Here is a 22,797-nt window from a genome sequence, read left to right as displayed (position 1 = left end):
CGGTAATGCCCTCAGGCGGGCGCGGCGTCCGACGTAATCTGCTGGTTACCCGTGACAACAAGACTCCGCGCCGTCGCCGCGCGGCAAGAAAAGGGGAGCCCATGCACAAACCCGCAATCGCGTTGTGGCTGCTGGCCCTGGCCGGCCTGCTCGGTGGCTGTGGCGAGGATGCCGCGCCGCCGCCGCGCAACGCCGCCGCCCTCGCGCCCAGCGACCCCGCCCTGGCGAAGATCTACGACAGCAGCTGCAAGCTGTGCCATGCCAACCCGGCCTCCGGCGCACCGCAGGCCGGCGACGTGAAGGCCTGGCAACCGCGCGTCGCCCAGGGCGCCGACAGCCTGCTGGACCACAGCATCAACGGCTTCAAGGGGATGCCGCCAATGGGGATGTGCATGCAGTGTTCGGAGGATGAATTCCTCGCGCTGATTGCCTTCATGTCCGGCCAGTCGATCCGGTAAGCGGGGTAACGTCGATGCCAATCCATCTCACCCGCCGCCAACTCCTGCACCGTGCCGCCGTGGCCGGTGCATTCACGGCCCTGTCGCGCACGGCGCTGGGGGCCGAGCTGACACGCACGCCCCGGCTGATTCCCTGGCGCAACTGGTCCGGCGGGCAAAGCTGCCTGCCGGCCGCGCGCCTGGCGCCGCAGAGCCTGGACGAACTGGTGCAGGTCATCCGCCGGGCCGAAGGCAAGGTGCGCCCGGTGGGCTCGGCGCACTCCTTCAGCGCGCTGGTGCCCACCGATGGCACGCTGGTTTCGCTGGCGTACTTCAACGGCCTGCTCGGCCATGACGCCGCCACGCTGCAGGCGGAATTCGCCGCCGGCACGCCGATGTCGCTGATGGGCGCCGCGCTGAAGGACATCGGCCAGGCGCTGCCGAACATGTCCGACATCGACTACCAGACCCTGGCCGGGGCGATCTCCACCTCGACCCATGGCACGGGCGTGGGCTTCGGCTCCTATTCCTCCCGCGTGGTCGGCCTGCAACTGGTGACCGCCAGCGGCGAGGTGCTGGACTGCGACGCCCAGCGCCATCCCGAGGTGTTCAACGCCGCGCGGGTATCGCTGGGCGCCTTCGGCGTCGCCACTCGCGTACGCCTGCAGAACCGCGCGGCGTTTCGCCTGCACGAGCGGCAGTGGGTCGCCCGCACCGAAGAGTTGCTGGAGGACGTGGAGAAGAACACCCGCGACAACCAGCACTGGGAAATGCAGGTCATGACCCACTCCGACTACGCGCTGTCCATCGCCCTGAACGAAACCCAGGACCCGGCCACGCCGCCGCTGGACCCGGCCGAGGAGGGCGGCAACCAGTTCGTCAGCATCATCGAGGGCCTGGACAAGTACGGCAGCGACTTCCCCGCCGCGCGGCGCTTTCTGCTCAACAGCCTGCGCCACGTCGCCAGCTTCGATGACCGGGTCGGGGACTCCTACGACATCTTCGCCAACGTGCGTAACGTGCGCTTCAACGAGATGGAATATTCGGTCCCGGCCGAACATGGCCCGGCCTGCCTGCGCGAGATTCTCGCGCTGATCAACGACAAGGACCTGCGCACCTGGTTCCCCATCGAGTACCGCTACGTGAAGGCCGACGACATCCCCCTGAGCATGTTCGAGGGCCGCGACAGCTGCTCGATCTCGATCCACCAGCACTACAGCATGGATCACCACAACTTCTTCGCCGCCGTCGAGCCGATCTTCTGGAAGTACGCCGGGCGCCCGCACTGGGGCAAGCTGCACACCCTCAACGCCCGCACCCTGCAACCGCTGTACCCGCGCTGGAGGGAGTTCACCGAGGTGCGCCGCGAACTGGACCCGCAGGGCAAGTTCCTCAACGCCCACCTGTCGTCGATCCTCGGCGTGGCCTGACAAGGAAGCACAGAGCATGAAACGACGCACGTTCATCGTTGGCGCGGCAGGCACGGGCGTGTTGCTCGCCGGTTTCGGCGCCTGGCTGCGCCCGGGCGACCATGGCGCCCCGTACGACGACTACTTCGCCCGGCTCAACCGCGAGCTGCGCGAGCACGGGCCGATGCGCCCGGTGATGCTGATCGACCTCGACCGCCTGGACCACAACGTCGACGTGGTGATGCAGTCGGTGGCCCGCACCGGCAAGCACCTGCGCGTGGTGGAGAAGTCCCTGCCGTCGCCGCAGTTGCTCGACTACATCGCCAGGCGTGCCGGCACCCGGCGGATGATGTCGTTCCACCAGCCGTTCCTCAACCACGATGCCGAGCGCTTCCCCGATGCCGATCTGCTGCTGGGCAAGCCGCTGCCGGTGGGCTCGGCGCAGCAGTTCTACGAGAACCTGCGCGGCCCGTTCGATCCGACCCGCCAACTGCAATGGCTGCTCGATACGCCCGAGCGCCTGCAGCAATACCTGGCGTTGGCCCAGGGGCGTAACACCCGGCTGCGGATCAATATCGAACTGGACGTCGGCCTGCACCGCGGCGGGGTGGCCGACCACGACACCCTGGACCGGATGCTCCGGATCATCGGCGCCAACCCGCAGCACCTGGAGTTCGCCGGCTTCATGGGCTACGACCCCTTCGTGGGCATGGGCGTGCCCGAGGTCCTGGCCTCCTCGGACGAGCTGTTCGCCAGGGTGATGACGCTCTACGACGGCTTCGTCGATTACGCCCGCGCCCGCCATGCGCCGCTGTGGAACCCGGGGCTGACGCTCAACACCGCTGGCAGCCCGAGCTACCGGATGCATGAGCGCGAGCGCACCAGCACCGAGGTGTCGGTGGGCTCGGCGCTGGTCAAGCCGACCCATTACGACCTGCCCTCGCTGGTGGAGCACCAGCCTGCAGCCTTCATCGCCACGCCGGTGATCAAGAGCACCGGCCCGGTGCGGATTCCGGCGCTGGACGACCGGTCGAAAATGCTTTCCTGGTGGGACCCGAACCTGCGCGAGACCTTCTTCGTCTACGGCGGCAACTGGATGGCCGAACCCGAATCGCCCCGGGGCCTGCAGTTCAACGGCCTGTACGGGCGCAGCTCGAACCAGGAGATGGTCAACGGCTCCAGCGCCGTGGGCCTGGCGGTGGACGACCAGGTGTTCCTGCGCCCCACCCAGTCCGAGTCGATCCTGCTGCAGTTCGGCGATCTGCTGGCGGTGCGCGGGGGCCGTATCGTCGAGCAGTGGCCGGTCTACAGCTGAGCGGCCCTGTGCCGGGGCACTGACGCGGGGGCCGTCGGCGGCCTGCGGGTCGCTCTGGCGCGGGGCCTGGCGTCGTGGTTGAAATATTCTGTTACGCCCGCTCTTGGCGGGCCTGCGAACGCGTTATGATGCGGCCATCGCGTGCCTGCCACATAACAACAACCGCGGGCGCCCCCGATCGAGAGCAGCCTACATGCCCAGCACAAGCATCGATGCGCCATTCGACCAGGCGCTGGTTTCGCCTTTTCTCCTGCAGACTCTCGCCGAGGTCGCCAGCGACCAGGGCGTAAGCGGCGAACGCCTGTGCCGTGGGCTGGGCTTCACCGTCGAGGAACTGCAGGACCCGGCGCAGCGCGTCTCGTACCGGCAGACGGTGGCGATGATCCAGCGTGCGCTGGCGGCGATTCCCGACCGCGGCCTGGGCCTGTGGGTCGGGCACCGCAACGTGCTCGGCACCCTCGGCCTGCTGGGGCACGTGCTCTCCCTGTGCCGGACCCTGCGCGACGCCTTCGAGGTCGGCCGGCGCTTCCAGCACACCACCGGCGGCATCGCCCTGTGCAGCCTGGTGGAGGGGCCGCAGGAAAGCTTCATCGAGGTCGAGTGCCGGCTGCCCTACGCGGACATCCAGGTGTTCGCCGTGGAGGAGTTCTTCGCCAGCCTGCTCGTCTACAACCGCAGCCTGATCGGCCCGCAGTTCCAGCCGCTGCGCTTCGAGTTCACCCATGCCGCGCCGGTCTACGAGGCCGAGTACCGGCGTCTGCTCGGGCCCGATCTGCGGTTCGGCTGCCTGCACAACCGCGTGGCCATCGCCAGCCACTGGCTGGACGTGCAACTGCCCAGCCACCACCCGGTCGCCTTGCGCCAGGCGCTCAACCTGCTGGAGATGGAAGCCGCCCAGGTGCAGCACAAGACCGACCTGCTGGATGCGGTGGAGCGCGCCATCGCCCGCGACCTGGCCCACGGCAGCCCGATCGACAAGGTCGCCGGCGAGCTGAACATGAGCAGCCGCACCCTGCGCCGTCGCCTGAGCGAGCACGGCATGACCTTCGACGCCTTGCAGGAACAGGTGCGCCGCGCCCGCGCCATGAGCCTGCTGAACAACCCGGAGATGCCCATCGAGCGCATCGCCGAGGCGCTGGGCTACAGCGACGTGCGCGGTTTCCGCCGGGCCTTCAAACGCTGGACCGGGCGAAGCCCGTCCGCCTGTCGCGAGGACGGCGCGGCCTTGGCCCAGTGAGCCGCGACGGCGCGCATCCATTGACGCGGCACAAGGGTGTTTCCCTGTTCGGCGGTTAAGGTCGTACTGCCCAATCAACGAGGAGCACATCATGTACGAGCACGTACTGGCCGCCGTGGACGGCAGCGACGTTTCCTTCCGCGCCCTGGCCGAAAGCGCGCGGCTGGTCCGCATGAGCGGCGGCGAACTGCACGTCATCACCATCGTCGACCGCCCGCTGGGGCACATGCCGTATTACGCCAAGTACTACGATGCCGAGGCGCTCTACGCCGCCGCCCTCAAGGCCGCCGACGAGATTCTGGACAAGGCGCGCAACGTGGTCGCCGAGTACGCCGTGCCCGCCACCTACCAGCGGGTCAGCCTGGAAACCACCGGGGAGGAAGTGGCCGACCGCATCGAGGCCGAGGCCGAGGCGGTCAAGGCCGACGCCATCGTCATGGGCACCCATAGCCGCCGCGGCGTTCACCGGCTGATGCTGGGCAGCGTGGCCGAAGGGGTTCTGCATTCCAGCAGGCGCCCGGTGCTGCTGGTGCGCGATCACTGACCTGCGCAGTCGGCTGCGTGGCGCCCTTGGCGCACAGCCGCAGCCGGCAGTGCCTTTCGTCGAACCACCCCGCGCGGCCGGCGGCAGGCCGGCGGGAAATCGGCTGTACTGGATAATCCCGATCCCTGCGTTGCAGGAGGTAATGCCATGCGCCGTTCCCTCTTCACTGCGATTCTGGCGGCGAGCTTCCTCGTCGCCTCGGCCGGTACCACCTGGGCGACGGAGCAGGGCAACCAGCGTCGCCAGGCGCGCGACGTGCGCCAGGAGACCCGCCAGGACGCCCGCCAGACCAAGCAGGACTGCCGCGCCGCCGACCAGCAGTACAACGCCCAGTGCCGCCAGGACAAACGCCAGACCAAGCAACAGGGGCGCGAGACCGCGCGCGACATCAAGTACTGATGCGCCAGGGCGCGACGCGCCGCACGGCGGATAGCCGGGCAACTGCTACGCTCGGAGCGACAGCGCTGCCGTGAGGTAACGGCTTTTCCTGCCGCCTGCCTGAACCCGTTTGCCAACACCCTGATGCAAGGAGTCGCCTGATGAGTGTGTCCCGTTGGATCTGCCTGTCCCTCGCCGCTGGCGTGCTGGTCGGCTGCCAAAGCCAGAAGAACGATGAGCTGAGCTACCAGTACGACAGCACCGAATCGGTCGCCAAGGGCGTGCCCGGCGGCGCGATGACCGAGACGGAGGAGATGCAGGCCAGCGTTACCGCCGTCGACCGCGACAAGCGCACCTTCACCCTCACGGATGACCACGGCAACAGCCGTACCCTCCAGGCCCCGCCGGAAATGCGCAACTTCGACCAACTCAAGGTCGGCGACAGGGTCCGCGCCATCGTCGCGCTGGAGCGCCTCGTCTACCTGCGCGAACCGGGCCAGACCGCCGGCAACGGCGCGGCCGGCCTGCTGGCTACTGCGCAGCCGGGCAACAAGCCGGGCATGCTCGCCGCCGATTCGGTGGAGATCACCGCCACGGTCAAATCCCTGGACACCGCCACGCGCACCGCGACCCTGCAGTTCGCCGACGGCAGCCAGCACACCGTCAAGGTCCGTCCGGACGTGGTGATGAAGCCCGAATACGTCGGCCGCCAATTGGTAATGCGGGTGACCTCGGCCGTGGCGGTCAACGTGCAGCCGCAGTAGCGCATCCGTCTGCGCCTGGGCCTGACCCGGCGCGCTGGCAACCTGGCGCGCTCGCCGGGTTTTTGAAGTTGTGCGGGAGTGGTTGCTGTTAGGCATGCCCTGGGATGCGCGGATAACGTCTGTCCCGGCGCAAGCGAAATGTAGGAGCGGGCCATGTCCGCGATCGCGCGCATGGCGCGCTCCTACAGGGAGAGGAGCGGGGCAGAGCGCTCGCCCCGCTACGATGTTTCCGCTCCGCTCTGTCACTCCGGTTCACGCGGCGCGCACCGACGTCAGCGGCCGCACGCCTCCAGGCAACGCCGTGCCCGCTGCTGGTCCGGCGAATCGAAGCCCTCGCTGAAGCGTCGATACACCGGCGCCAGCAACTGCCGCGCCGGGGCCAGCTTGCCTTGTGCGCTCCACAGCTGCGCCAGGCTGGTTGCCGCGCGCAGCTCCCAGGCCAGCGCGCCTTGTTCCTGCGCCAGCGCCAGCGCCCGGGTAAGCAGGGTTTCGGCGCCGAGCAGGGATTCGCGGTCGCCGCGCTCGGCCAGCGCCACGGCCTGGTTGCGCAGGATTTCCGCGGCGCACCAGCCAGCCGCGCCGGTTCGTGCGCGCATCAGCTGGGCCTGGTCCACGGGCAGCGCTCGGCCACCGAGGGTCTGCACGATGTCGCGCACCAGGCCGACGGCGGGGGCCGTGGCGCCGGCCGATTCGTCGAAGCCCATGGCCCAGGCATAGTGCCGCGCCCAGTCGGTGAACAGCGGCACGCGGTGACGCTCGGCGACGTCGATCATCTGCCCCACGCGCTGGCGCGCCTTGCCGAATTCGCCGTTGTAGAAGGCGATGACGCAGCCGGCGACCGCGAGGCTGTAGGCGATGGAGGCGCTGTGGTCCATCTCGCAGGCCAGTTCGAGGGCGTTGGCGGCCATGCGCTCGGCCTGCTCCGGCAACCCGCGCAGCCACAGCGTGCGCGCCTGGGCGGCGAGGGAGGCGACCTGCTGGTCGTACTGCACGCCCAGGCAGGGCGCGAAGCGGTTGGCCTGGCGCTGTTGGCGCAGGCGCTGCAGCACCTCGTCGCCGACGGCCTGGGCCTGCAACTGGTCGCCCGAGTAATGCAGCGCCAGTACCTTCAGGCGCAGGGCGCTGGTGTCCAACAGGTCGCCGTGGCCGCTGCTGAGCGCATCGAAATATCGGCTCTGCTCGGCCGCCTTCTGGTACTGGCCGGACCACAGCAGCACCGCCAGGCCTCCGGACAGCGCAGTGAGTTCGCCGTTGACGTCGCCGATTTGCTGCGCCAGGAAGCGGGCGTTCTGGAAGGCTTCGTCAGCCTGGCGGTTGCGCACATCGTGGTAGGTGGTGTTGCCCAGCGCCAGCTCCAGGCGCATGGCCAGTGGCAGCGACGAGGCGGACTCGGCGCTGAGCAGGCCGAGCGCGGCGCTCACATACGGGCCGTACTCGTGCAGCAGCGACAACTCCTGCCACAGCGGCGACGAGCAGGCGGCCAGGTGGATCGCCCGGGTGTGGCGAACCTCGGCGTCCAGGCCCCAGTCGAGGGCGGCGCGGACGTCCGCCAGCCAGGGCGCATGGTGCTGCAGCCAGCCCTGGGAGGCTGAGCGTTCCCACTCGTTCTGCGCAGCCTCCATGATGTTTTGGCAGAGTTGCAGATGGCGTTCGCGGGCGTCGTGCAGTTCACCGGCGGCCTCGAGCTTCTCCAGCGCGTAGAGGCGCGTCGGTTCGAGCAGGCGGTAGGTGACATCGTCGCCGCGGATCTCTGTCGTCAGCAACGATTTGGCGGCCAGGTGGTTCACCAGCACGAACGCTCCGGCGACGTCCGCCGGCTGCCCGAGCACGGCAGCGACGGAGTCGAGCGAGAAGCTGCCGCGGAACACGCTGAGTCGGCGCAGGCAGGATCGTTCCGCCGGGTGCAGCAGCGTGTAGCTCCAGTCGAGCATCGCGCGCAGGTGTTCATGGCGCTTGGGCGATGCCTCTGCCTGCAACGGCAGGTCCAGGTACCCACCCTGCAGCAGTGCATCGATGCTGCCGTCGGCCTGGCCCAGATGCCCGGCGGCCAGTTCCAGGGCCAGGGGGATGCCCTCCAGGCGGCGACAGATCTCGCCGACCCGCGGCAGGTCCTCGGGGCGGAACTCGAAATCGTCGTGGCTTTCGCGGGTGCGCTCGATGAGCAGCGCCACGGCGGGGTAGGCAAGGGCATCCTCGACGCTGCCCACCTGCGCCGGCGGGCAGCCCAGCGGCCGCAGCGGCAGGATGTGCTCGCCGGTGGCGCGCAGGCTTTCCCGGCTGGTGGCGATGATGTGGAGGTGCGGCGCGTGGCGCAGCAGGCACTCCACCAGGTGCGCGGCAGCCTCGATCAGGTGCTCGCAGTTGTCGATGACCAGCAGCATCTGCCGGTCAGCGACCTGGCGGCAGATGCGCTCCAGCGATTCGCCCGCCAGCCCCGGAATGCCCAAGGCGCCGGCGAGGGTGCTGTTCAATGGGCGCGGGTCCTGCAGTTGGGTGAGGTCGAGCAGGCGGATGCCGTGGGGGTAGCGGCCGATGGAACGCTCCGCGGCCTGCAGGGCGAGGCTGGTCTTGCCGATGCCGCCGCAGCCCACCAGGCTGATGCAGCGGCTGCGCGGCAACTCGGCCAGCAGCCGTTGCAGCTCCGCCTCGCGGCCGAGCAGGCGAGTGCGCCGGGGCGGCAGGTTGTGGTCCGCCGCCTGGCCGCCATCGGGCATCGGCGCCGACTGCGCTGAGCGGGTGATCGGCTCGACGAAGCTGTAGCCGCGCAACGCCACGGTGACGATGTAGCGCCGACCGTTCTGGCCGTCGCCCAAGGCCTTGCGCAGGGCGGTCATGTGGACGCGCAGGTTGCCCTCGTCGACGTCCTGTCCGGGCCAGGCGCGGGCCAACAACTCACGTTTGCTGACCACCTGGCCGGCGCGCTCCAGCAAGGCCAGCAGGATATCCAGCGCGCGCTGGCCAAGGCGCAGCGGGCGGCCGGCGTCATGGATCACGCGGGATGCGGGGTAGATCTGGTAGGGACCGAAGTGAAGCACGGTCTCGGCCGCCGCGATGGGCTCGGGAATCATCGTCAGGTTCGTTTTCGCACGCTGGGGGCAGGTTCCGCGCCGCCCGGGTGACAGCCCCGGTGGCATGTCCATCGACTCTCTGGTCGATTGGCTTGTCGTCATTGAACAGGAATCAGGGTAATCGACGGCACGGTGTTGGGCCACCCTGCGCCTGGCGGGGCTGCGTCGGTGGCGAGCTTAATAACGATTAACGCCCAAGGCCCTGCGGCATTGCCGACCGACGCCGCGCCTTCGCGCTGCAAGCCACGCCTGGCAAGGCGTGGCGGTTCTCCGCAAGGGGTTATCGCTTCGCCGCGTATGCCGGGGGACGTGCTGCTCGTGGTCGCCCGATCGGTGTTTTCCCCGCTGCCGGGTTAATGCGGTTTAACCAGCTTTAACTCGCCGGCACACCTGCACCCACGAAAAATGGCGGCAGACCGCAGGGGAGGGACGAGCATGCTGCACAGACTTATCGGCCAGATTCCAGGGGCGGCCCCCAAGCGCGACCTGGCTCCCTGGCAGAAGGAGCGCGCCCAGGGCCTGCTGCTCAAGCACCTGGATACGGGCATCTCGGTGAGCGAACTGGCCGCGGCCTGCGCGCTGTCGCGCAGCGACTTCACCCGAAAGTTCAAGGTCACCACCGGCCATTCGCCCCAGGCCTGGATGCGACTCCAGCGGGTGGAAAAGGCCAAGCAGCTGATGCGCGAGTCGACCTTCGCCCTGGCGGAGATCGGCCTGCAATGCGGCTTCTGCGACCAGGCGCATTTCTGCCGGATCTTCTACCGCATCGAGGGCATCACCCCCCTGGGCTGGCAGCGACGCTTCTTCGACGAGACAGGCGAATCCACCTGGCGACACGCCGGATAGTTCTTCCTGCCATACCGTGTTGTGATCGTTCTGAAAATGGAACGCTAGAGGCAATTTTTGCCGTCTGGTGGAGCAAGGGTGTCGAAATTAATCTTTGTTCCATGCAGTGACGCACTGCACGACGAGTCCAAACCTTCCGGCCCGGCCGGCACCCACTGAAAGCAAATCGAGGATTTCACCATGACCAACGCCACCTACAACCGCCTGGACAAAGACAACGCCGCCGTACTGCTGGTCGACCACCAGGCCGGCCTGCTCTCGCTGGTGCGCGACATCGATCCGGACAAGTTCAAGAACAACGTGCTGGCCCTGGGCGACCTGGCCAAGTTCTTCAACCTGCCGACCATCCTCACCACCAGCTTCGAAACCGGCCCCAACGGCCCGCTGGTGCCCGAGCTGAAAGCGCAGTTCCCGGACGCGCCGTACATTGCCCGCCCTGGCCAGATCAACGCCTGGGACAACGAAGACTTCGTCAAGGCAGTGAAGGCCACCGGCAAGAAGCAACTGATCATCGCTGGCGTGGTAACCGAGGTGTGCGTGGCGTTCCCGGCGCTGGCGGCTCTGGCCGAAGGGTTCGATGTGTTCGTGGTGGCGGATGCCTCTGGCACCTTCAACGAGATGACCCGCGACGCCGCCTGGCGCCGCATGGAAGCGGCCGGCGCGCAGCTGATGACCTGGTTCGGCGTGGCCTGTGAACTGCACCGCGACTGGCGCAACGACATCGAAGGCCTGGCCGCGCTGTGCTCCAACCACATCCCGGACTACCGCAACCTGATCACCAGCTACAACGCGCTGACCGCTGGCAAATAAGCGTCTGCCGAAATGAAAACCGGAGCCTCGAAAGGGGCTCCGGTTTTTTGCTTTTCGTAGGAGCGAGCTTGCTCGCGAACCCGTCGTGCAGCGCCTGGCCTATCGCGGACGGAGTCCGCTCCTACGCAGGCAGCGGGCCGCGCCCGCGATCCGTCGGCAGGGCCGACGTCGCGCGGGGCAATCAGCGGGTGAAATCCTCCGCGCTGTGCCGTTCCGGCAAGGCGTCGTCGCCCCAGGTACGGTTGACCCGGCGGCCACGCTGTACGGCCGGGCGAGCGCCGATTTCGTCGGTCCAGCGGCGGACATGGGTGTAGCTCTCCACGTCGAGGAACTCCGCCGCCTCATAGGCCTGGTTGTTCAGCAGTGCGCCGTACCAGGACCAGATCGCCATGTCGGCGATGCTGTATTCGTCGCCGGCGATGTAGCGGTTCTCGGCCAATTGCCGGTCGAGCACGTCGAGCTGGCGCTTGACCTCCATGGCGTAGCGGTTGATCGGGTACTCGTACTTCTCCGGCGCGTAGGCGTAGAAATGGCCGAAGCCGCCGCCCAGGAAGGGCGCGCTGCCCATCTGCCAGAACAGCCAGTTCAGCGTCTCGGTGCGCTTGGCCAGGTCCTTGGGCAGGAAGTGGCCGAACTTCTCCGCGATGTACACCAGGATCGAGCCGGATTCGAAGATGCGCAGCGCAGGCTCGACGCTGGTGTCCAGCAGGGCGGGGATCTTCGAGTTCGGATTGATCTCGACGAAGCCGCTGCCGAACTGGTCGCCGTCGCTGATCCTGATCGGCCAGGCGTCGTACTCGGCGGCGCTCACACCCAGCTCTAGCAGTTCCTCGAGCAGGATGGTGACCTTCACGCCGTTGGGCGTTGCCAGCGAATACAGTTGCAGCGGGTGCTTGCCGCGCGGCAGCTGCTTGTCGTGGGTCGGGCCGGCGATGGGGCGGTTGATGCTGGCGAAGGCGCCGCCGTTGCTCTTGTCCCATGTCCAGACGCGGGGTGGAGTGTAGGTATCGTTCGCCATCTCGTGTTCTCACCTAGTGGGTTGAATGCCATGGATGCTAACCGCCGGACCGGCGCCGCGTCAGCCGTTTTCCCAGCGGCTGTTGCTGGGCGGACAGTGGCCTGTGCCATGAGCGGACGGTTGTTAGCATATGCATAAACGATATTAAAAATAAGTTGATGCATGATTTGAGATTATAAAAGAATCGCCGCTCAGTCCAACGGCGAAGCTCTGATACGGCGCTTTCGCACCTGCCGCGTTTCGAGAGCCCCATGTCCGCCCAGTCCGCCGCCACCGCATTCTTCCGCCTCGAGGGCGTCGGCAAGTCCTTTGCCGAAAACCGCGTGCTGATTGATCTCGACCTGGAGATTCGTTCCGGCGAAGTCCTTGCCCTGCTCGGCGCCAACGGTGCGGGGAAGTCGACGCTGGTGAAGATCATCGCCGGCTCCCATGGCCACGATACCGGGCGTTTGTCCATCGATGGCGAGGAGGTCCGTTTCACCTCGCCCCAGGACGCCCGCCGCCATGGCATAGTCGCGGTGCACCAGCAGGTGGAGCAGGGCGTGGTGCCCGGGCTGAGCGTCGCGGAAAACCTCCTGCTGGACGAACTCTGCGGCGCCTCCGGTTCGCTGTTATTCCGTCCGCGAGAAGCGCTCGAGCGCGCTGCTGAAATCGCTGCCGGCCTGGAGCTGCAGTTGCCGCTGCAGGCTCCCATCGAAACCCTCGGTACCGCCGAACGGCAACTGGTGATCCTGTCCCGCGCGCTCGCACTGAATCCGCGCCTGCTGATTCTCGACGAACCCACCGCATCGTTGTCGACTGCCGAGGCGGAGCGTCTGTTCCATCTCGTTGACCGCCTGCGCGAGCGTGGCGTGGCGATCCTTTACATCTCCCATCGGCTGTCGGACCTGCAGCGCCTGGCGGACCGAGCGCTGGTGCTGCGCGATGGCCGCCTGGTGGGCGAGTTTTCCGCGCCGCTGGATCTTTCCGCCGCCGTGGAGTCCATGCTCGGCGCCGCGCTGGACGAGGTGCAGTTGCAGCCGCTGCAGCGCGGCGTGTGCGTGCTGTCCCTGCGCGACTGGCAGCTTGAAGAACACAGCGCCAGCTTCGACCTGGACCTGCACGCAGGCGAGGTGGTCGCGTTGACCGGCCTGCTTGGCGCCGGCAAGAGCGAGATCGCCGAGGTGCTGTTCGGCCTGCGCCGGCACCACGCCGGCTCGATCCGCCTCGATGGCCGCGACTGGCTGCCCCGCACGCCACGCGAAGCGATTGCCGCCGGCGTGTTCTTTGCCGCCGAGGACCGCGCGCGCAACTCGCGGGTGCCGGGCTTCTCGGTGCGCGCCAGCATGACGTTGCCGTTCCTGCGCCACTTCAGCCGCTTCGGCTTCATCGACCGCCGCCGCGAGCGAACCCAGGTTGCCGAGCAGATCGACGCGCTCGGCATCAAGGGGCCCGGCATCGAAGCCCCGCTGGAACTGCTTTCCGGCGGCAACCAGCAGAAGGTGATTCTCGCCCGCTGGCTGCTGGGGCAGGGCCGCGTGCTGATCCTCGACGAACCCTTCCAGGGCGTTGACGTGCGCGCCCGCCGCGACATCGGCCAGCGCATCCGTGCCAGTGCCGCCGGCCGCGCCACGCTGGTGATCTGCAGCGACCCGGACGAAGCCCTGGAAATCGCCGACCGCATCCTCGTCGTGCGCGATGGCGCGGTGGTTGCCGAACTGCCCCGGCACGACCTGCAACGCAGCGAGATCGTCGCCCATCTCACCCCGCCCCATCCCGCGCGCGAAGAAACTTCGCATGTCTGAAAAAGGAGCCGTGCGTGTCTAGAACTGCCGTGGGCAGCCCGGCGACCTCGCCCGTCGCCCGCTTGCTCGACTTCCTCATCCACTACGCGCTGCTGTTGCTGTTGGCCTTGCTGGTGCTGGTGTTCGCCCTGCTGGAGCCGGCCTTCCTGCGGGTCGGCAACCTGTTTCTGGTGCTGCAATCGGTGTCCATCGTCGCGCTGCTCGCCCTGGGCGTGACCCTGAGCATGGCCGTGGGCGGGCTGGACCTGTCCATCGGCGCGGTCGCCGCGCTGAGCCTGATGACCGCCAGCTACGTCATGGTGGTGCTGGACTGGGGGCCGCTGGCGGCGATCCTCATCAGCCTGGGCCTTGGCACCCTGGTCGGGTTGCTCAACGGCTGGCTGATCGTGCGCATGCGCGTGCCGGACATCCTCGCCACCCTGGGCAGCATGTTCCTGGTGGTCGGCGTGCAACTCATTCCCACCGGTGGCCGTTCCATCGCCGTCGGCATGACCCTGCCCAATGGCGACGAAGCGCCGGGGGCTTTCGCCGGCTGGTTCCTCGCCCTGGGCCGCGCCCAGCTGTGGGACCGCGTCCCGGTGCCCGTGGTCATCATGCTCGGCTGCGCGCTGCTGGTCTGGCTGTTCCTCGAGCGCACGCGGCCGGGGCGGCTGTTCTATGCCATCGGCGGCAACGAGCAGGCTGCGCGCCTGGCCGGTGCGGCGGTGGAGCGCTACAAGCTGCTGGCCTACGTGCTCTCGGCGCTGCTCGCTTCGTTGGGCGGGTTACTGCTGGCGGCGCGCCTGGGGCGCGGCGACGTGAGCTCCGGCAACGGTCTGGTGCTCGATGCCCTCGGCGCCGCGCTGATCGGCTTCGCGGTGCTCGGTGCGCAGAAGCCCAACGCCTTCGGCACCCTGGTCGGCGCGGTGCTGGTGGCGACCCTGCTCAACGGCCTGACCATGCTCAACGCGCCGTACTACGCCCAGGATTTCGTCAAGGGCGCGGTGCTGGTCTCTGCCCTGATGTTCACCTTCGGTCTGGCCCGGCGCGGGCGCTGATCACTACTTTTTCGGAGATTCAACGGATGACATTCACCCCCGCCAAATCCCTGCGCGCGCTGTTCGCCGCCGGCCTGTTGCTGTCCGGCGCCGCCAGCGCCGTAGCCGCCGGGCTGCCCGGCGCCCCCGCACCCTTCGACAAGGGCGGCGTGCAGATCGCCCTGGTCGGCTACCTGTTCTCCGGCGACTTCCCCGAGGCCTACCTGCGCGGCGTCGAGAAACAGGCCAACGCCCTGGATGTGAAGCTGCGCGTGTTCGACGCCCGGCAACAGGCGGCCACCCAGCGCGAGATGCTGGAGCAGGCCATCGACCTGGGCGTGGATGGCATCATCGTCCAGCTCGGCCTCGCCGAGACCCTCAAGGACTCCATCGACAAGGCGCTGGCCAAGGGTATCAAGGTGGTTACCTTCGACGTCGACGTGAACGACCCGCGCATCACCCGCGTCGAGCAGGATCACCGCGAGCTGGCGCGCCTGGCGCTCAAGCAGGTGCTGCAGGACAACGGCACCGCCTTCGAGGCCGGCTACGTGTACATCGACGGCTTCACGCCCATGGAGCGCCGCGATGAAATCTGGCGCCAGGTGAAGGCCGAGAACCCCGGCATCGTCGAGAAGGCGCGCTTCGGCACGCTCAATGCGCCGATCGCCAACTCGGTGGCCGACCAGGCCAGTGCCGTGCTGCGCGCCAACCCAGGCATCACCGTGTTCTTCGCGCCCTTCGACGAGTTCGCCAAGGGCGTGAAGATCGCCGTGGACGAAGCCGGGCGGGGCAAGCAGGTGAAGATCTACAGCGCCGATATTTCCACCGCCGACATCCAGATCATGAAGGAGGAGGGCAGCGCCTGGAGCGCCACCGCCGCGGTCAACCCGGAAGTGGCGGGCGCCATCAGCGTGCGCAGCCTGGCGCTGCGCATCGCCGGGGAGAATCCGGGCGAGCAGGTGCTGGTGCCGCCGACGTTGATTACCCGCCAGCAACTGCTGGACCTGGACGTGAAGAACGTCCGCGACCTGGCGCGCAAGGTGCCGGCCTTCGGCGAGGCGCAGAAGGTGGCGCAGGCACCGTGGATCCCGCTGGCCAACTGAGGACGCTGCAATGGCCGCGAACAGCACGCACGACAAAGCCCGGCGCCTGAAGAAGGCCCGCTCGCCGGCCGGCGACCCGCGTCATGGCGAGCGCCTGCCGCCGGGGCAGGTGCTGACCGAGCGCTTCCCGATCCTCCATGAAGGCGAGGTCCCGCAATACGACCGCGCGACGTGGCGCCTGCGCCTCTCCGGGCTGTTGTCGCAAGAGCCGGCGCAGGCGCTGGAGCTGAGCCTGGACGACCTGCTGGCGCTGCCGCAGCGCGAGCTGGTCTGCGATATCCATTGCGTCACGCGCTGGTCCAAGTTCGACACCGCCTGGCGCGGCGTGCACCTGGCCGACCTGTTCGCGCACTACGGCGTGGCGCCGGCCGGGCAGTTCGTCATGGCCTACGCCGACCACGACTACGAGACCAACCTGCCGCTGCCGGACCTGCTGCGCCCGGACAGCCTGCTCGCCACGCACTATGCCGGCGCGCCGCTGACCCCGGTGCATGGCTGGCCGTTGCGGCTGGTGGTGGCCGGGCGCTACTTCTGGAAGAGCGCGAAATGGCTGCGCGAGTTGCAGTTCAGCGACAGCGACCGCCCGGGATTCTGGGAGCGTAACGGCTTCCACAATGAGGCGGACCCGTTCCGCGAGGAGCGTTTTTCCGGCGAGGCGCTGGCTATCCCCGAGGACGAATGGACCCGCAAGGCGTTCGATTGAACGCCGCGCTGTTGCTGCAGAAACAGTAGCCACTGTTGCGCTGGAAACACTGGTAACCGGTTATAACCAAAGCATTTTTTATTCGTTTAAAAGCATTCTGCCACTAGCTAGGATGACGCCTTCCCCATCTGGTCAAGGATGACCGGCGATACCGAGACGCCGCGCCTTTTCGCTCATCACGAAGAGAGACCGGCCCCGACACCTGGAGCGCTTTCCCGAGCACTGTTTTCACCCGCCTGAGGGGAACAGTCGCTCGCGGTTTCCGGACTTCCGACACCAACCGCTCGAGCCCATCAGAAGAAACCATCAGCGGAGTTCCGGACTCGCCGCCAACGGCGAGTGGCGCTCTTTAAGCGAGACAGGAGTACGTCGCGTGTTATCCCGTTCCCTCATTGCCGTTGCGGTGGCCGCTGCCATCGCCCAGTCCGCCGCGCACGCCGACGACAGTTCGTCGGCCCCCGAAGCCACCACCAAGCTGGAGACCGTGCTGGTCACCGGCACCCGCGGCAACAACCGCACGCTGCTGGATTCGCCGGTGCCGGTGGACGTGCTCACCGCCGACGACCTCAAGTCCACCGGCGCCGTCGGCGGCGAACTGGGCCAGGCCCTGGCGACGCTGCTGCCGTCCTTCAACTTCCCGCGCCAGTCCAACTCCGGCGGCGCCGACCATGTGCGCGCCGCGCAGCTGCGCGGCATGAGCCCGGACCAGGTGCTGGTGCTGATCAACGGCAAGCGCCAGCACACCTCCGCGCTGGTCAACGACTCCTCGAAGATCGGCCGCGGCACCGCCCCGGTGGACTTCAACTCGATCCCCATCAGCGCCATCAAGCGCATCGAAGTGCTGCGCGACGGCGCCGGCGCGCAGTACGGCTCCGACGCCATCGCCGGGGTGATCAACATCATCCTCGACGACGCCCCGGAAGGCGGCGAAGTGACCACCAGCTACGGCGCCTACCACACCCACCAGGACGCCATCGACAAGACCACCACCGACGGGCAGAACTCCTATACTGCCGCCAAGGCCGGTACGCGCCTGGGCGAGGATGGCTTCATCCGCGGCGGCGCCGAGTTCATCAACCGCGAGCCGACCAACCGCGCCGGCTACGACGGCTTCGCCGATACCCCCGGGCAGCGCAACTACGTGATGGGCGATGGTCTGGCCCGCGACGTTAACGCCTGGTTCAACGGCGACCTCGCCCTGGGCGGCGGCAAGCTTTACTCCTTCGGCCTGTACAACGAGCGTCACACCACCGGCGCGGAGTTCTACCGCTACCCGGACGAGCACCCGGAGATCTACCCCAACGGCTACCTGCCGCAATCCCTGGGCGACAACACCGACCTCTCCGCCACCCTTGGCTACAAGGGCCTGATCGCCGACACCTGGGACTACGACGCCAGCGTCACCCACGGTCGCAACCGCTTCGAATCCTCCACCCGGCGCACCCTCAACCCGTCCCTGGGCGACGACACGCCGACCCGCTTCGACACCGGCGACTACGAGCTGCGCCAGAGCGTCGCCAACCTCGACCTCAGCCGCGAGCTGAGCCTGGCCGGGCGGCCCTTCGTCCTGGCCCTGGGGGGCGAATACCGCTACGAGAACTACATCACCACCGCCGGCGACCCGGCGTCGTACTACGGCGTCGGCGCGGATGGCGCCAGCGGCCTGCGGCCGAGCGAAGAGGTGGACATCGACCGCAACGTCTTCGGCACCTACGTGGACCTCTCGGGCGACCTCACCGACCAGTTCTTCGTCGATGCTGCCGCGCGCTGGGAGCGCTACGACGATGCCGGCAGCAAGCTCACCGGCAAGCTCAGCGGACGCTACCAGCTGACCCCGGTGCTGGCGTTGCGCGGCGCGGCGTCCACCAACTTCCGCGCGCCGTCGCTGGCCCAGGTGGGCTTCCAGAACACCACCAGCAACTTCGGCGACGGCGGCACGCTTACCGACATTCGCGTGCTCTCGGTGAACGACCCGATCGCCCGCGCGCTGGGCGCCGAGAAGCTCGACCCGGAAACCGCGAAGAACTTCAGCCTGGGCCTGACCGCGCAACTGAACGATCGCTTCGACCTGTCCTTCGACGTGTTCCGCATCGACGTCGACGACCGCATCACCCTGTCCCAGCGCATCGGCAGCGACGCCATGGAGCAGTTCATCCAGGACAACTTCGGCGTGGCCGGCGTGCATGACGTGAACTTCTTCACCAACGCCGCCGACACCCGCACCGACGGCGCCGAGCTGGTGCTCAACTACCACCAGCCCTTCGTCGGCGGGCAACTGGGCGTGACCACCGCGTACACCTACAACCACACCAAGGTGCGCAGCACCAAGGGCACTCCGCAGCAGCTCTCCGACCTGGGCATTGGCGAAGACGCGCTGGTGGGCGTGGAAGAGCGCAACACCCTAACCGACGCCGCGCCCAAGGATCGCTTCATCCTCACCACCACCTGGAGCGATGCGCAGTGGAACCTGCTCGGCCGCCTGACCCGGCAGGGCGAGACCACCCGCGTGTTCGACTTCGGCGATGGCTACCACCCGGAGCAGACCTACGGCGCGGTGTGGCAGCTGGATGCCGAGGTGGCCTACAAGTTCACCCCGCAGTTCAGCCTGGCGGTGGGCGGCAACAACCTCACCGACAACTATCCGGAACGCTCCAGCTCCGAGATCAACTACGGCGGCAACCTGCCGTACGACGTGCTCTCGCCGATCGGCTCCAACGGTGCCTACTACTACGCCCGCGCGAGCTATTCGTTCTGATCGCTGTCGTTGCAACCGGGCCGCACGGCGGCCCGGCTACCTTTGCGGAGCCGACTCATGGCTGACAACTTCGCCGCTGACAAGCCGGCCGGCCCGCGCCGGCACCTGGGCGCGGTCCACGCGCTGCTGCTGACGCTGGGCATGGTGATCACCAGTGACATCCTGAAAACCGCGCCCACCGTGGCGCTCAACGTCGGGCAGGAATACTTCTACGGGGTGTGGGTGCTTGGCGGCCTGCTGTCCATGGTCGGTGCGCTGTGCTACGTGGAGATGGCCTCGGCCTTCGCCCATCCCGGCGGCGACTACCACTTCCTCGAACGTGCCTATGGCCAGCGGGTGGGCTTCCTCTTTGCCTGGTCGCGCTTCGCCATCCTGCACACCGGCTGGATCGCCTTGATGGCCTTCCTCTTCGCCGACCATTTCAGCGCCCTGCTTGGCCTCGGCCAGCTCGGCAACGTGCTGCTGGCGGGCGCGCTGGTCGCCGCACTGGTGGCGCTCAACCTGATCGGCTGGCGGGTCAGCCTCGGCACCCAGGCCGGCCTGGTCGCCCTGGTGGCCACCGGTTTCCTCGGCATCGTCGGTGCCGGGCTGTGGCTGGAGTGGCGCGGCTTCGTGCCGCTCCCCGTGGCGCCGGTGGAGCCGGAGCAGGTGGGCGTCGCCGGTTTCTCCGCCGCGCTGATCTACGTGTTCCTCGCCTTCGGCGGCTGGAGCGATGCCGCGACCCTGTCGGCGGAGCTGCGTGACAACCGCCGGGGCATCTTCACCGCCATGCTCGGTGCGCTGACCGCCTTGCTACTGATCTACCTGGCGCTGAACTGGGCCTTCATCCGCGGCCTGGGCTTCGACGGCCTGGCCGCCAGCGGCGCGCCGGCGCTGGAGCTGCTGGGGTTGGCCTTTGGCGCACCGGGCATCGGCCTGATCATGGCGGTGGTGGTGGTGTCCGCCGTCGCCAGCATCAACTCCACGCTGATCGTCGGCAGTCGCACCACCTTTGCTGCCGCGCGCGACGTTCCCGCCCTCGGCGTGCTCGGCCGCTGGGACGTGCGCCACGGCGTGCCGCGCGCCGCGTTGCTGGCCGAAGGCGTGGTGGCGCTGCTGCTGATCGCGGTCGGCGGCTGGAGCGGCCACGGCTTCAACACCATGGTCGAATACATGACCCCGGTGTACTGGCTGTTCCTCAGCCTGAGCAGCATGGCGCTGATCGTCCTGCGCCGCCGCCACCCGGACGTGCCCCGGCCGATCCGCGTGCCGCTCTACCCATGGCTGCCGCTGGGCTTCCTCGCGGTGTGCCTGTACATGCTGTATTCCAGCGTCGCCTATGTGGGTTGGGGCGCGCTGCTGGGCGTGGCGGTGCTGGCGCTCGGCGCCGTGCTGCAGCTGATTCTGCGACCGCGGGCGGTGCCTGTCGAAGGCTGGACGGAGGAGGGCGCCTGATGCGCGCGAAAACGCTCTGGCGCAACGGCGCCGTGGCCGTGTTGCTGGCGGCCCTGGTCGCGCTGTGGCTGAACGAGGAGGCGGCCAGTGCCAGCGGTGAAGCCGGCAGCCGGCGCATGCTGCGTACCGAGTTGTACCTGGAGGCGGTGGAACTGTCGCAGTGGGAGGACTTCCTTGCCCGCGAGGTGACGCCGCGCTTCCCCGATGGCCTCAGCTGGCTCGACCTGCATGGCCAGTGGCGCGGGCCCAGCGGCGGGCCGGAGAAGCTGCCGTCGCGCCTGCTCATCCTCATCCACGCCGACAACCCCTACACCCGCCAGGCGCTGGCGCAGATCGGCGCGGACTTCAAGAAACGCTTCGGCACAGCAGTGCTGCAGGTCAGCAGCCCGGTTCGCGCCCGCGACCCGGACTGGACGCCGCAGCGCCTGGATAACCCTCAGCTGTCGCGCTGAAGCCCCGCCTCGATCAGGTCGAGCATGTAGCGCGGCAGGGCGAACGCGGCCTGGTGCACCTCGGGCGTGTAGTAACGGGTCACCAGGGCGCTTTTCGCGAAGCGCTGGCGCAGCGTATCCAGATCGGTGCGCCGCACTTTCTCGCTGTTGGAGGCCCAGCCGAAGGCCATGCTGCCACCGATGTAGGTCGGCACCGCGGCATGGAAGAAGCCCCAGTCGGCGAAGTTGTCCGCCAGCCGCCGCGCCGTGCCGCCCAGTTCCTCCGGCTGGAGGAAGGGCACGCCGTTCTGCGTGGCGAGGATACCGCCGGTGCCCAGGCGCTGTTGGCAATTGCGGTAGAAGGCGTCGCTGAACAGGCTGGCCGCCGGGCCGCCCGGGTCGGTGGAATCGCAGAGGATCAGGTCGAAGGTCTCGCGGCTCTGCGCCAGGTACTCCAGGCCATCGGCGTAGATCAGCGTGAGGCGTGGGTCGTCCAGCGCGCCGGCCGAGTGCAGCGGCAGCAGGTCGCGGCACAGCGCGACCACCTGCGGGTCGATCTCCACCGCGACGATCTCCTCGATGCCGGCATGGCGGACGATTTCCCGCAGGATGCCACCGTCGCCCACGCCGATCACCAGCACGCGGCGCACCGCGCCATGGGCGAGGATCGGCACATGGGCGAGCATCTCGTGGTAGACGAACTCGTCGGCCTCGGTGGTCTGCACCACGCCGTCCAGCGTCAGCACGCGGCCGAATCGGCGGTTGCGGAATACCTGTACTTCCTGCTGGCCGGTGTGGCCCTGGTAGATCGGCTCGTCGACGGTCAGCGCCTGCGCGTAACCGTCATGCAGCGACTCGCGGAACATCAGAACGAAACCTGCGCCGGTTGCGACAGCCGCAGCACGGAAAGGTCGCCGGTGATGCGCTTCCACGCCAGGCGGATCGCCTCGATGTCCTTGCCGCGCGCCGCGCTGTCTTCGTGCAGGATCACGATCACCTTGGTGCTCAGCCGCTCCGGCGTCGGTGCGCCGTGGTCGCGCCACTGGCCGTAGGCGTCGTAGGCGGTGAAGCCGTCCGGGAAACGCGGCGTCACTTCCTGATCGAGGAACTGCCGCCAGCGTTGCTCGCTGATCCTGTCCTTGCCGTTCTCCTGGCCCAGCGCGAAATACAGCTCGGTGCGCAGCCATTGCGCCTGCGCCGGCCGGGTGGGGTCGCCCTGGAGGGTCGAACTGCTGGGATCGGTGGTATGGACGGACGGAGCGGGCGGGGTGGCGCAGCCGAACAGCGCCAGGGCGAGGCTGGCGGCGAGCAGATGGCGGAGCATGGGACTTCCTTGCGGTGATGAGAGTTGAACCAGATCGCCACTATAGAAGGGGCTTTGTTATTTCCTTAAATATTAAAAACGCATTCTCATATGCCCGTTTCTATTCGGTGTGCGGTCGCATCCGGCCGCTCTAGGGCGTGGTTCCCGGGCGGAATGAAAGTTTTTGCGAACTGGTTAGATTCAATATTCACAACGGTTCTTTGCTAAGCATCGGATGAGATATCCATAGTGTCGTTAACGACTTTGGCGATGATCGTTTCGGCGCTGTAACGTCATTAAGGAAAGGATGGCGGACAGCGAACTCGTCATTGAGCGAAAGTTGCGAGGGGAGGCGCCAGAAGTCGCCGCTCCTCCGCCATCTTGTCCCGTCGCTGCGACTTCCTAGAATCGGCCCCATTCGCAGCACTTCATTCCAATCGAT

20 protein-coding genes are annotated in these 22,797 nt (G+C 67.8%); 16 read left to right on the top strand and 4 right to left on the bottom strand.

Features of this window, described 5'->3' with window-relative positions; genetic code table 11:
- Nucleotides 1–101: 101 nt before the first annotated feature.
- From N0B71_RS24725 to N0B71_RS24695, 7 genes are all read left to right on the top strand, one after another.
- On the top strand, nucleotides 102–458 hold the full coding sequence (locus N0B71_RS24725) for a c-type cytochrome (protein WP_259755538.1): 357 nt from the start codon (nucleotides 102–104) through the stop codon (nucleotides 456–458).
- A gap of 14 nt (nucleotides 459–472) precedes the next feature.
- Nucleotides 473–1,867 (top strand): D-arabinono-1,4-lactone oxidase, encoded by a 1,395-nt coding sequence (locus N0B71_RS24720; protein WP_259755537.1) that lies wholly within the window; start codon nucleotides 473–475, stop codon nucleotides 1,865–1,867.
- A gap of 16 nt (nucleotides 1,868–1,883) precedes the next feature.
- The gene (locus N0B71_RS24715; RefSeq protein WP_259755536.1) at nucleotides 1,884–3,161 is read left to right on the top strand and encodes a DSD1 family PLP-dependent enzyme; all 1,278 of its coding nucleotides are present in this window, start codon (nucleotides 1,884–1,886) and stop codon (nucleotides 3,159–3,161) included.
- Between the two features lie 193 nt (nucleotides 3,162–3,354).
- A complete protein-coding gene (locus N0B71_RS24710) occupies nucleotides 3,355–4,398 on the top strand; it encodes an AraC family transcriptional regulator (protein ID WP_259755535.1) in 1,044 nt (347 codons plus the stop codon).
- A 91-nt stretch (nucleotides 4,399–4,489) separates the two neighbouring features.
- On the top strand, nucleotides 4,490–4,942 hold the full coding sequence (locus N0B71_RS24705; RefSeq protein ID WP_259755533.1) for a universal stress protein: 453 nt from the start codon (nucleotides 4,490–4,492) through the stop codon (nucleotides 4,940–4,942).
- A 147-nt stretch (nucleotides 4,943–5,089) separates the two neighbouring features.
- The gene (locus N0B71_RS24700; RefSeq protein WP_259755531.1) at nucleotides 5,090–5,341 is read left to right on the top strand and encodes a hypothetical protein; all 252 of its coding nucleotides are present in this window, start codon (nucleotides 5,090–5,092) and stop codon (nucleotides 5,339–5,341) included.
- A gap of 140 nt (nucleotides 5,342–5,481) precedes the next feature.
- Entirely contained in the window at nucleotides 5,482–6,084 is a 603-nt protein-coding gene (locus tag N0B71_RS24695) for a hypothetical protein (protein ID WP_259755529.1), read from the top strand.
- Between the two features lie 272 nt (nucleotides 6,085–6,356).
- Here the strand turns inward: N0B71_RS24695 and N0B71_RS24690 are convergent, their stop codons facing one another.
- Nucleotides 6,357–9,152, bottom strand: coding sequence for an ATP-binding protein (locus N0B71_RS24690; protein WP_259755527.1), 2,796 nt, complete (start codon nucleotides 9,150–9,152; stop codon nucleotides 6,357–6,359).
- A gap of 435 nt (nucleotides 9,153–9,587) precedes the next feature.
- On the opposite strand from N0B71_RS24690, the gene N0B71_RS24685 reads away from it, so the two are divergent.
- Both N0B71_RS24685 and ycaC read left to right on the top strand, forming a co-directional pair.
- Nucleotides 9,588–9,998 carry a helix-turn-helix domain-containing protein gene (locus N0B71_RS24685; RefSeq protein ID WP_259755526.1) on the top strand — a complete coding sequence of 137 codons (411 nt, stop codon included), beginning with the start codon at nucleotides 9,588–9,590 and terminating at the stop codon, nucleotides 9,996–9,998.
- 180 nt (nucleotides 9,999–10,178) lie between these two features.
- Nucleotides 10,179–10,808: an isochorismate family cysteine hydrolase YcaC gene (ycaC, locus tag N0B71_RS24680; protein WP_024767455.1), complete on the top strand. Its 630-nt coding sequence runs from the start codon at nucleotides 10,179–10,181 to the stop codon at nucleotides 10,806–10,808.
- Between the two features lie 181 nt (nucleotides 10,809–10,989).
- On the opposite strand, the gene yghU is transcribed toward ycaC, so the two are convergent.
- Nucleotides 10,990–11,826, bottom strand: a complete 837-nt coding sequence (yghU, locus tag N0B71_RS24675) for a glutathione-dependent disulfide-bond oxidoreductase (RefSeq protein ID WP_259755525.1) — start codon at nucleotides 11,824–11,826, stop codon at nucleotides 10,990–10,992.
- Between the two features lie 251 nt (nucleotides 11,827–12,077).
- Here yghU and N0B71_RS24670 point away from each other — a divergent pair, with 251 nt between their 5' ends.
- The 7 genes from N0B71_RS24670 (at nucleotide 12,078) to N0B71_RS24640 (ending at nucleotide 21,073) form a co-directional block, all read left to right on the top strand.
- On the top strand, nucleotides 12,078–13,610 hold the full coding sequence (locus tag N0B71_RS24670) for a sugar ABC transporter ATP-binding protein (RefSeq protein WP_259755524.1): 1,533 nt from the start codon (nucleotides 12,078–12,080) through the stop codon (nucleotides 13,608–13,610).
- A 14-nt stretch (nucleotides 13,611–13,624) separates the two neighbouring features.
- Entirely contained in the window at nucleotides 13,625–14,647 is a 1,023-nt protein-coding gene (locus tag N0B71_RS24665; RefSeq protein ID WP_259755523.1) for an ABC transporter permease, read from the top strand.
- A gap of 26 nt (nucleotides 14,648–14,673) precedes the next feature.
- Complete coding sequence (locus N0B71_RS24660; RefSeq protein WP_259755522.1) at nucleotides 14,674–15,729, top strand: substrate-binding domain-containing protein; 1,056 nt, start codon at nucleotides 14,674–14,676, stop codon at nucleotides 15,727–15,729.
- Nucleotides 15,730–15,739: 10 nt separating this feature from the next.
- On the top strand, nucleotides 15,740–16,432 hold the full coding sequence (locus N0B71_RS24655; protein WP_259755521.1) for a sulfite oxidase-like oxidoreductase: 693 nt from the start codon (nucleotides 15,740–15,742) through the stop codon (nucleotides 16,430–16,432).
- Between the two features lie 373 nt (nucleotides 16,433–16,805).
- Nucleotides 16,806–19,187: a TonB-dependent receptor plug domain-containing protein gene (locus N0B71_RS24650; RefSeq protein ID WP_259755520.1), complete on the top strand. Its 2,382-nt coding sequence runs from the start codon at nucleotides 16,806–16,808 to the stop codon at nucleotides 19,185–19,187.
- 57 nt (nucleotides 19,188–19,244) lie between these two features.
- Complete coding sequence (locus N0B71_RS24645) at nucleotides 19,245–20,621, top strand: APC family permease (protein WP_259755519.1); 1,377 nt, start codon at nucleotides 19,245–19,247, stop codon at nucleotides 20,619–20,621.
- Nucleotides 20,621–21,073 (top strand): DUF3574 domain-containing protein, encoded by a 453-nt coding sequence (locus tag N0B71_RS24640; protein WP_259755518.1) that lies wholly within the window; start codon nucleotides 20,621–20,623, stop codon nucleotides 21,071–21,073. Before N0B71_RS24645 ends, N0B71_RS24640 begins: the two co-directional genes overlap by 1 nt.
- On the opposite strand, the gene speE is transcribed toward N0B71_RS24640, so the two are convergent.
- The gene (speE, locus tag N0B71_RS24635) at nucleotides 21,058–21,918 is read right to left on the bottom strand and encodes a polyamine aminopropyltransferase (RefSeq protein ID WP_259755516.1); all 861 of its coding nucleotides are present in this window, start codon (nucleotides 21,916–21,918) and stop codon (nucleotides 21,058–21,060) included. The two genes, N0B71_RS24640 and speE, sit on opposite strands and share 16 nt — an antisense overlap.
- The gene (locus tag N0B71_RS24630) at nucleotides 21,918–22,376 is read right to left on the bottom strand and encodes a DUF3574 domain-containing protein (RefSeq protein WP_259755515.1); all 459 of its coding nucleotides are present in this window, start codon (nucleotides 22,374–22,376) and stop codon (nucleotides 21,918–21,920) included. Before N0B71_RS24630 ends, speE begins: the two co-directional genes overlap by 1 nt.
- Nucleotides 22,377–22,797: the final 421 nt, after the last annotated feature.

Origin of the sequence: Pseudomonas sp. GCEP-101 (genome assembly GCF_025133575.1) — a bacterium.
Lineage (GTDB): Bacteria > Pseudomonadota > Gammaproteobacteria > Pseudomonadales > Pseudomonadaceae > Pseudomonas > Pseudomonas nitroreducens_B.
The sequence above is the reverse complement of the archived record's forward strand: the minus strand, read 5'-3'. Positions and strand labels throughout refer to the sequence as shown.

What these genes read in the sequence shown, in the direction of transcription:
- N0B71_RS24725 (WP_259755538.1), top strand. Translation starts at nt 102, where the DNA reads ATGCACAAACCCGCAATCGCGTTGTGGCTGCTGGCCCTGGCCGGCCTG.
- N0B71_RS24720 (WP_259755537.1), top strand. Translation starts at nt 473, where the DNA reads ATGCCAATCCATCTCACCCGCCGCCAACTCCTGCACCGTGCCGCCGTG.
- N0B71_RS24715 (WP_259755536.1), top strand. Translation starts at nt 1,884, where the DNA reads ATGAAACGACGCACGTTCATCGTTGGCGCGGCAGGCACGGGCGTGTTG.
- N0B71_RS24710 (WP_259755535.1), top strand. Translation starts at nt 3,355, where the DNA reads ATGCCCAGCACAAGCATCGATGCGCCATTCGACCAGGCGCTGGTTTCG.
- N0B71_RS24705 (WP_259755533.1), top strand. Translation starts at nt 4,490, where the DNA reads ATGTACGAGCACGTACTGGCCGCCGTGGACGGCAGCGACGTTTCCTTC.
- N0B71_RS24700 (WP_259755531.1), top strand. Translation starts at nt 5,090, where the DNA reads ATGCGCCGTTCCCTCTTCACTGCGATTCTGGCGGCGAGCTTCCTCGTC.
- N0B71_RS24695 (WP_259755529.1), top strand. Translation starts at nt 5,482, where the DNA reads ATGAGTGTGTCCCGTTGGATCTGCCTGTCCCTCGCCGCTGGCGTGCTG.
- N0B71_RS24690 (WP_259755527.1), bottom strand. Translation starts at nt 9,152, where the DNA reads ATGATTCCCGAGCCCATCGCGGCGGCCGAGACCGTGCTTCACTTCGGT.
- N0B71_RS24685 (WP_259755526.1), top strand. Translation starts at nt 9,588, where the DNA reads ATGCTGCACAGACTTATCGGCCAGATTCCAGGGGCGGCCCCCAAGCGC.
- ycaC (WP_024767455.1), top strand. Translation starts at nt 10,179, where the DNA reads ATGACCAACGCCACCTACAACCGCCTGGACAAAGACAACGCCGCCGTA.
- yghU (WP_259755525.1), bottom strand. Translation starts at nt 11,826, where the DNA reads ATGGCGAACGATACCTACACTCCACCCCGCGTCTGGACATGGGACAAG.
- N0B71_RS24670 (WP_259755524.1), top strand. Translation starts at nt 12,078, where the DNA reads ATGTCCGCCCAGTCCGCCGCCACCGCATTCTTCCGCCTCGAGGGCGTC.
- N0B71_RS24660 (WP_259755522.1), top strand. Translation starts at nt 14,674, where the DNA reads ATGACATTCACCCCCGCCAAATCCCTGCGCGCGCTGTTCGCCGCCGGC.
- N0B71_RS24655 (WP_259755521.1), top strand. Translation starts at nt 15,740, where the DNA reads ATGGCCGCGAACAGCACGCACGACAAAGCCCGGCGCCTGAAGAAGGCC.
- N0B71_RS24645 (WP_259755519.1), top strand. Translation starts at nt 19,245, where the DNA reads ATGGCTGACAACTTCGCCGCTGACAAGCCGGCCGGCCCGCGCCGGCAC.
- N0B71_RS24640 (WP_259755518.1), top strand. Translation starts at nt 20,621, where the DNA reads ATGCGCGCGAAAACGCTCTGGCGCAACGGCGCCGTGGCCGTGTTGCTG.
- speE (WP_259755516.1), bottom strand. Translation starts at nt 21,918, where the DNA reads ATGTTCCGCGAGTCGCTGCATGACGGTTACGCGCAGGCGCTGACCGTC.
- N0B71_RS24630 (WP_259755515.1), bottom strand. Translation starts at nt 22,376, where the DNA reads ATGCTCCGCCATCTGCTCGCCGCCAGCCTCGCCCTGGCGCTGTTCGGC.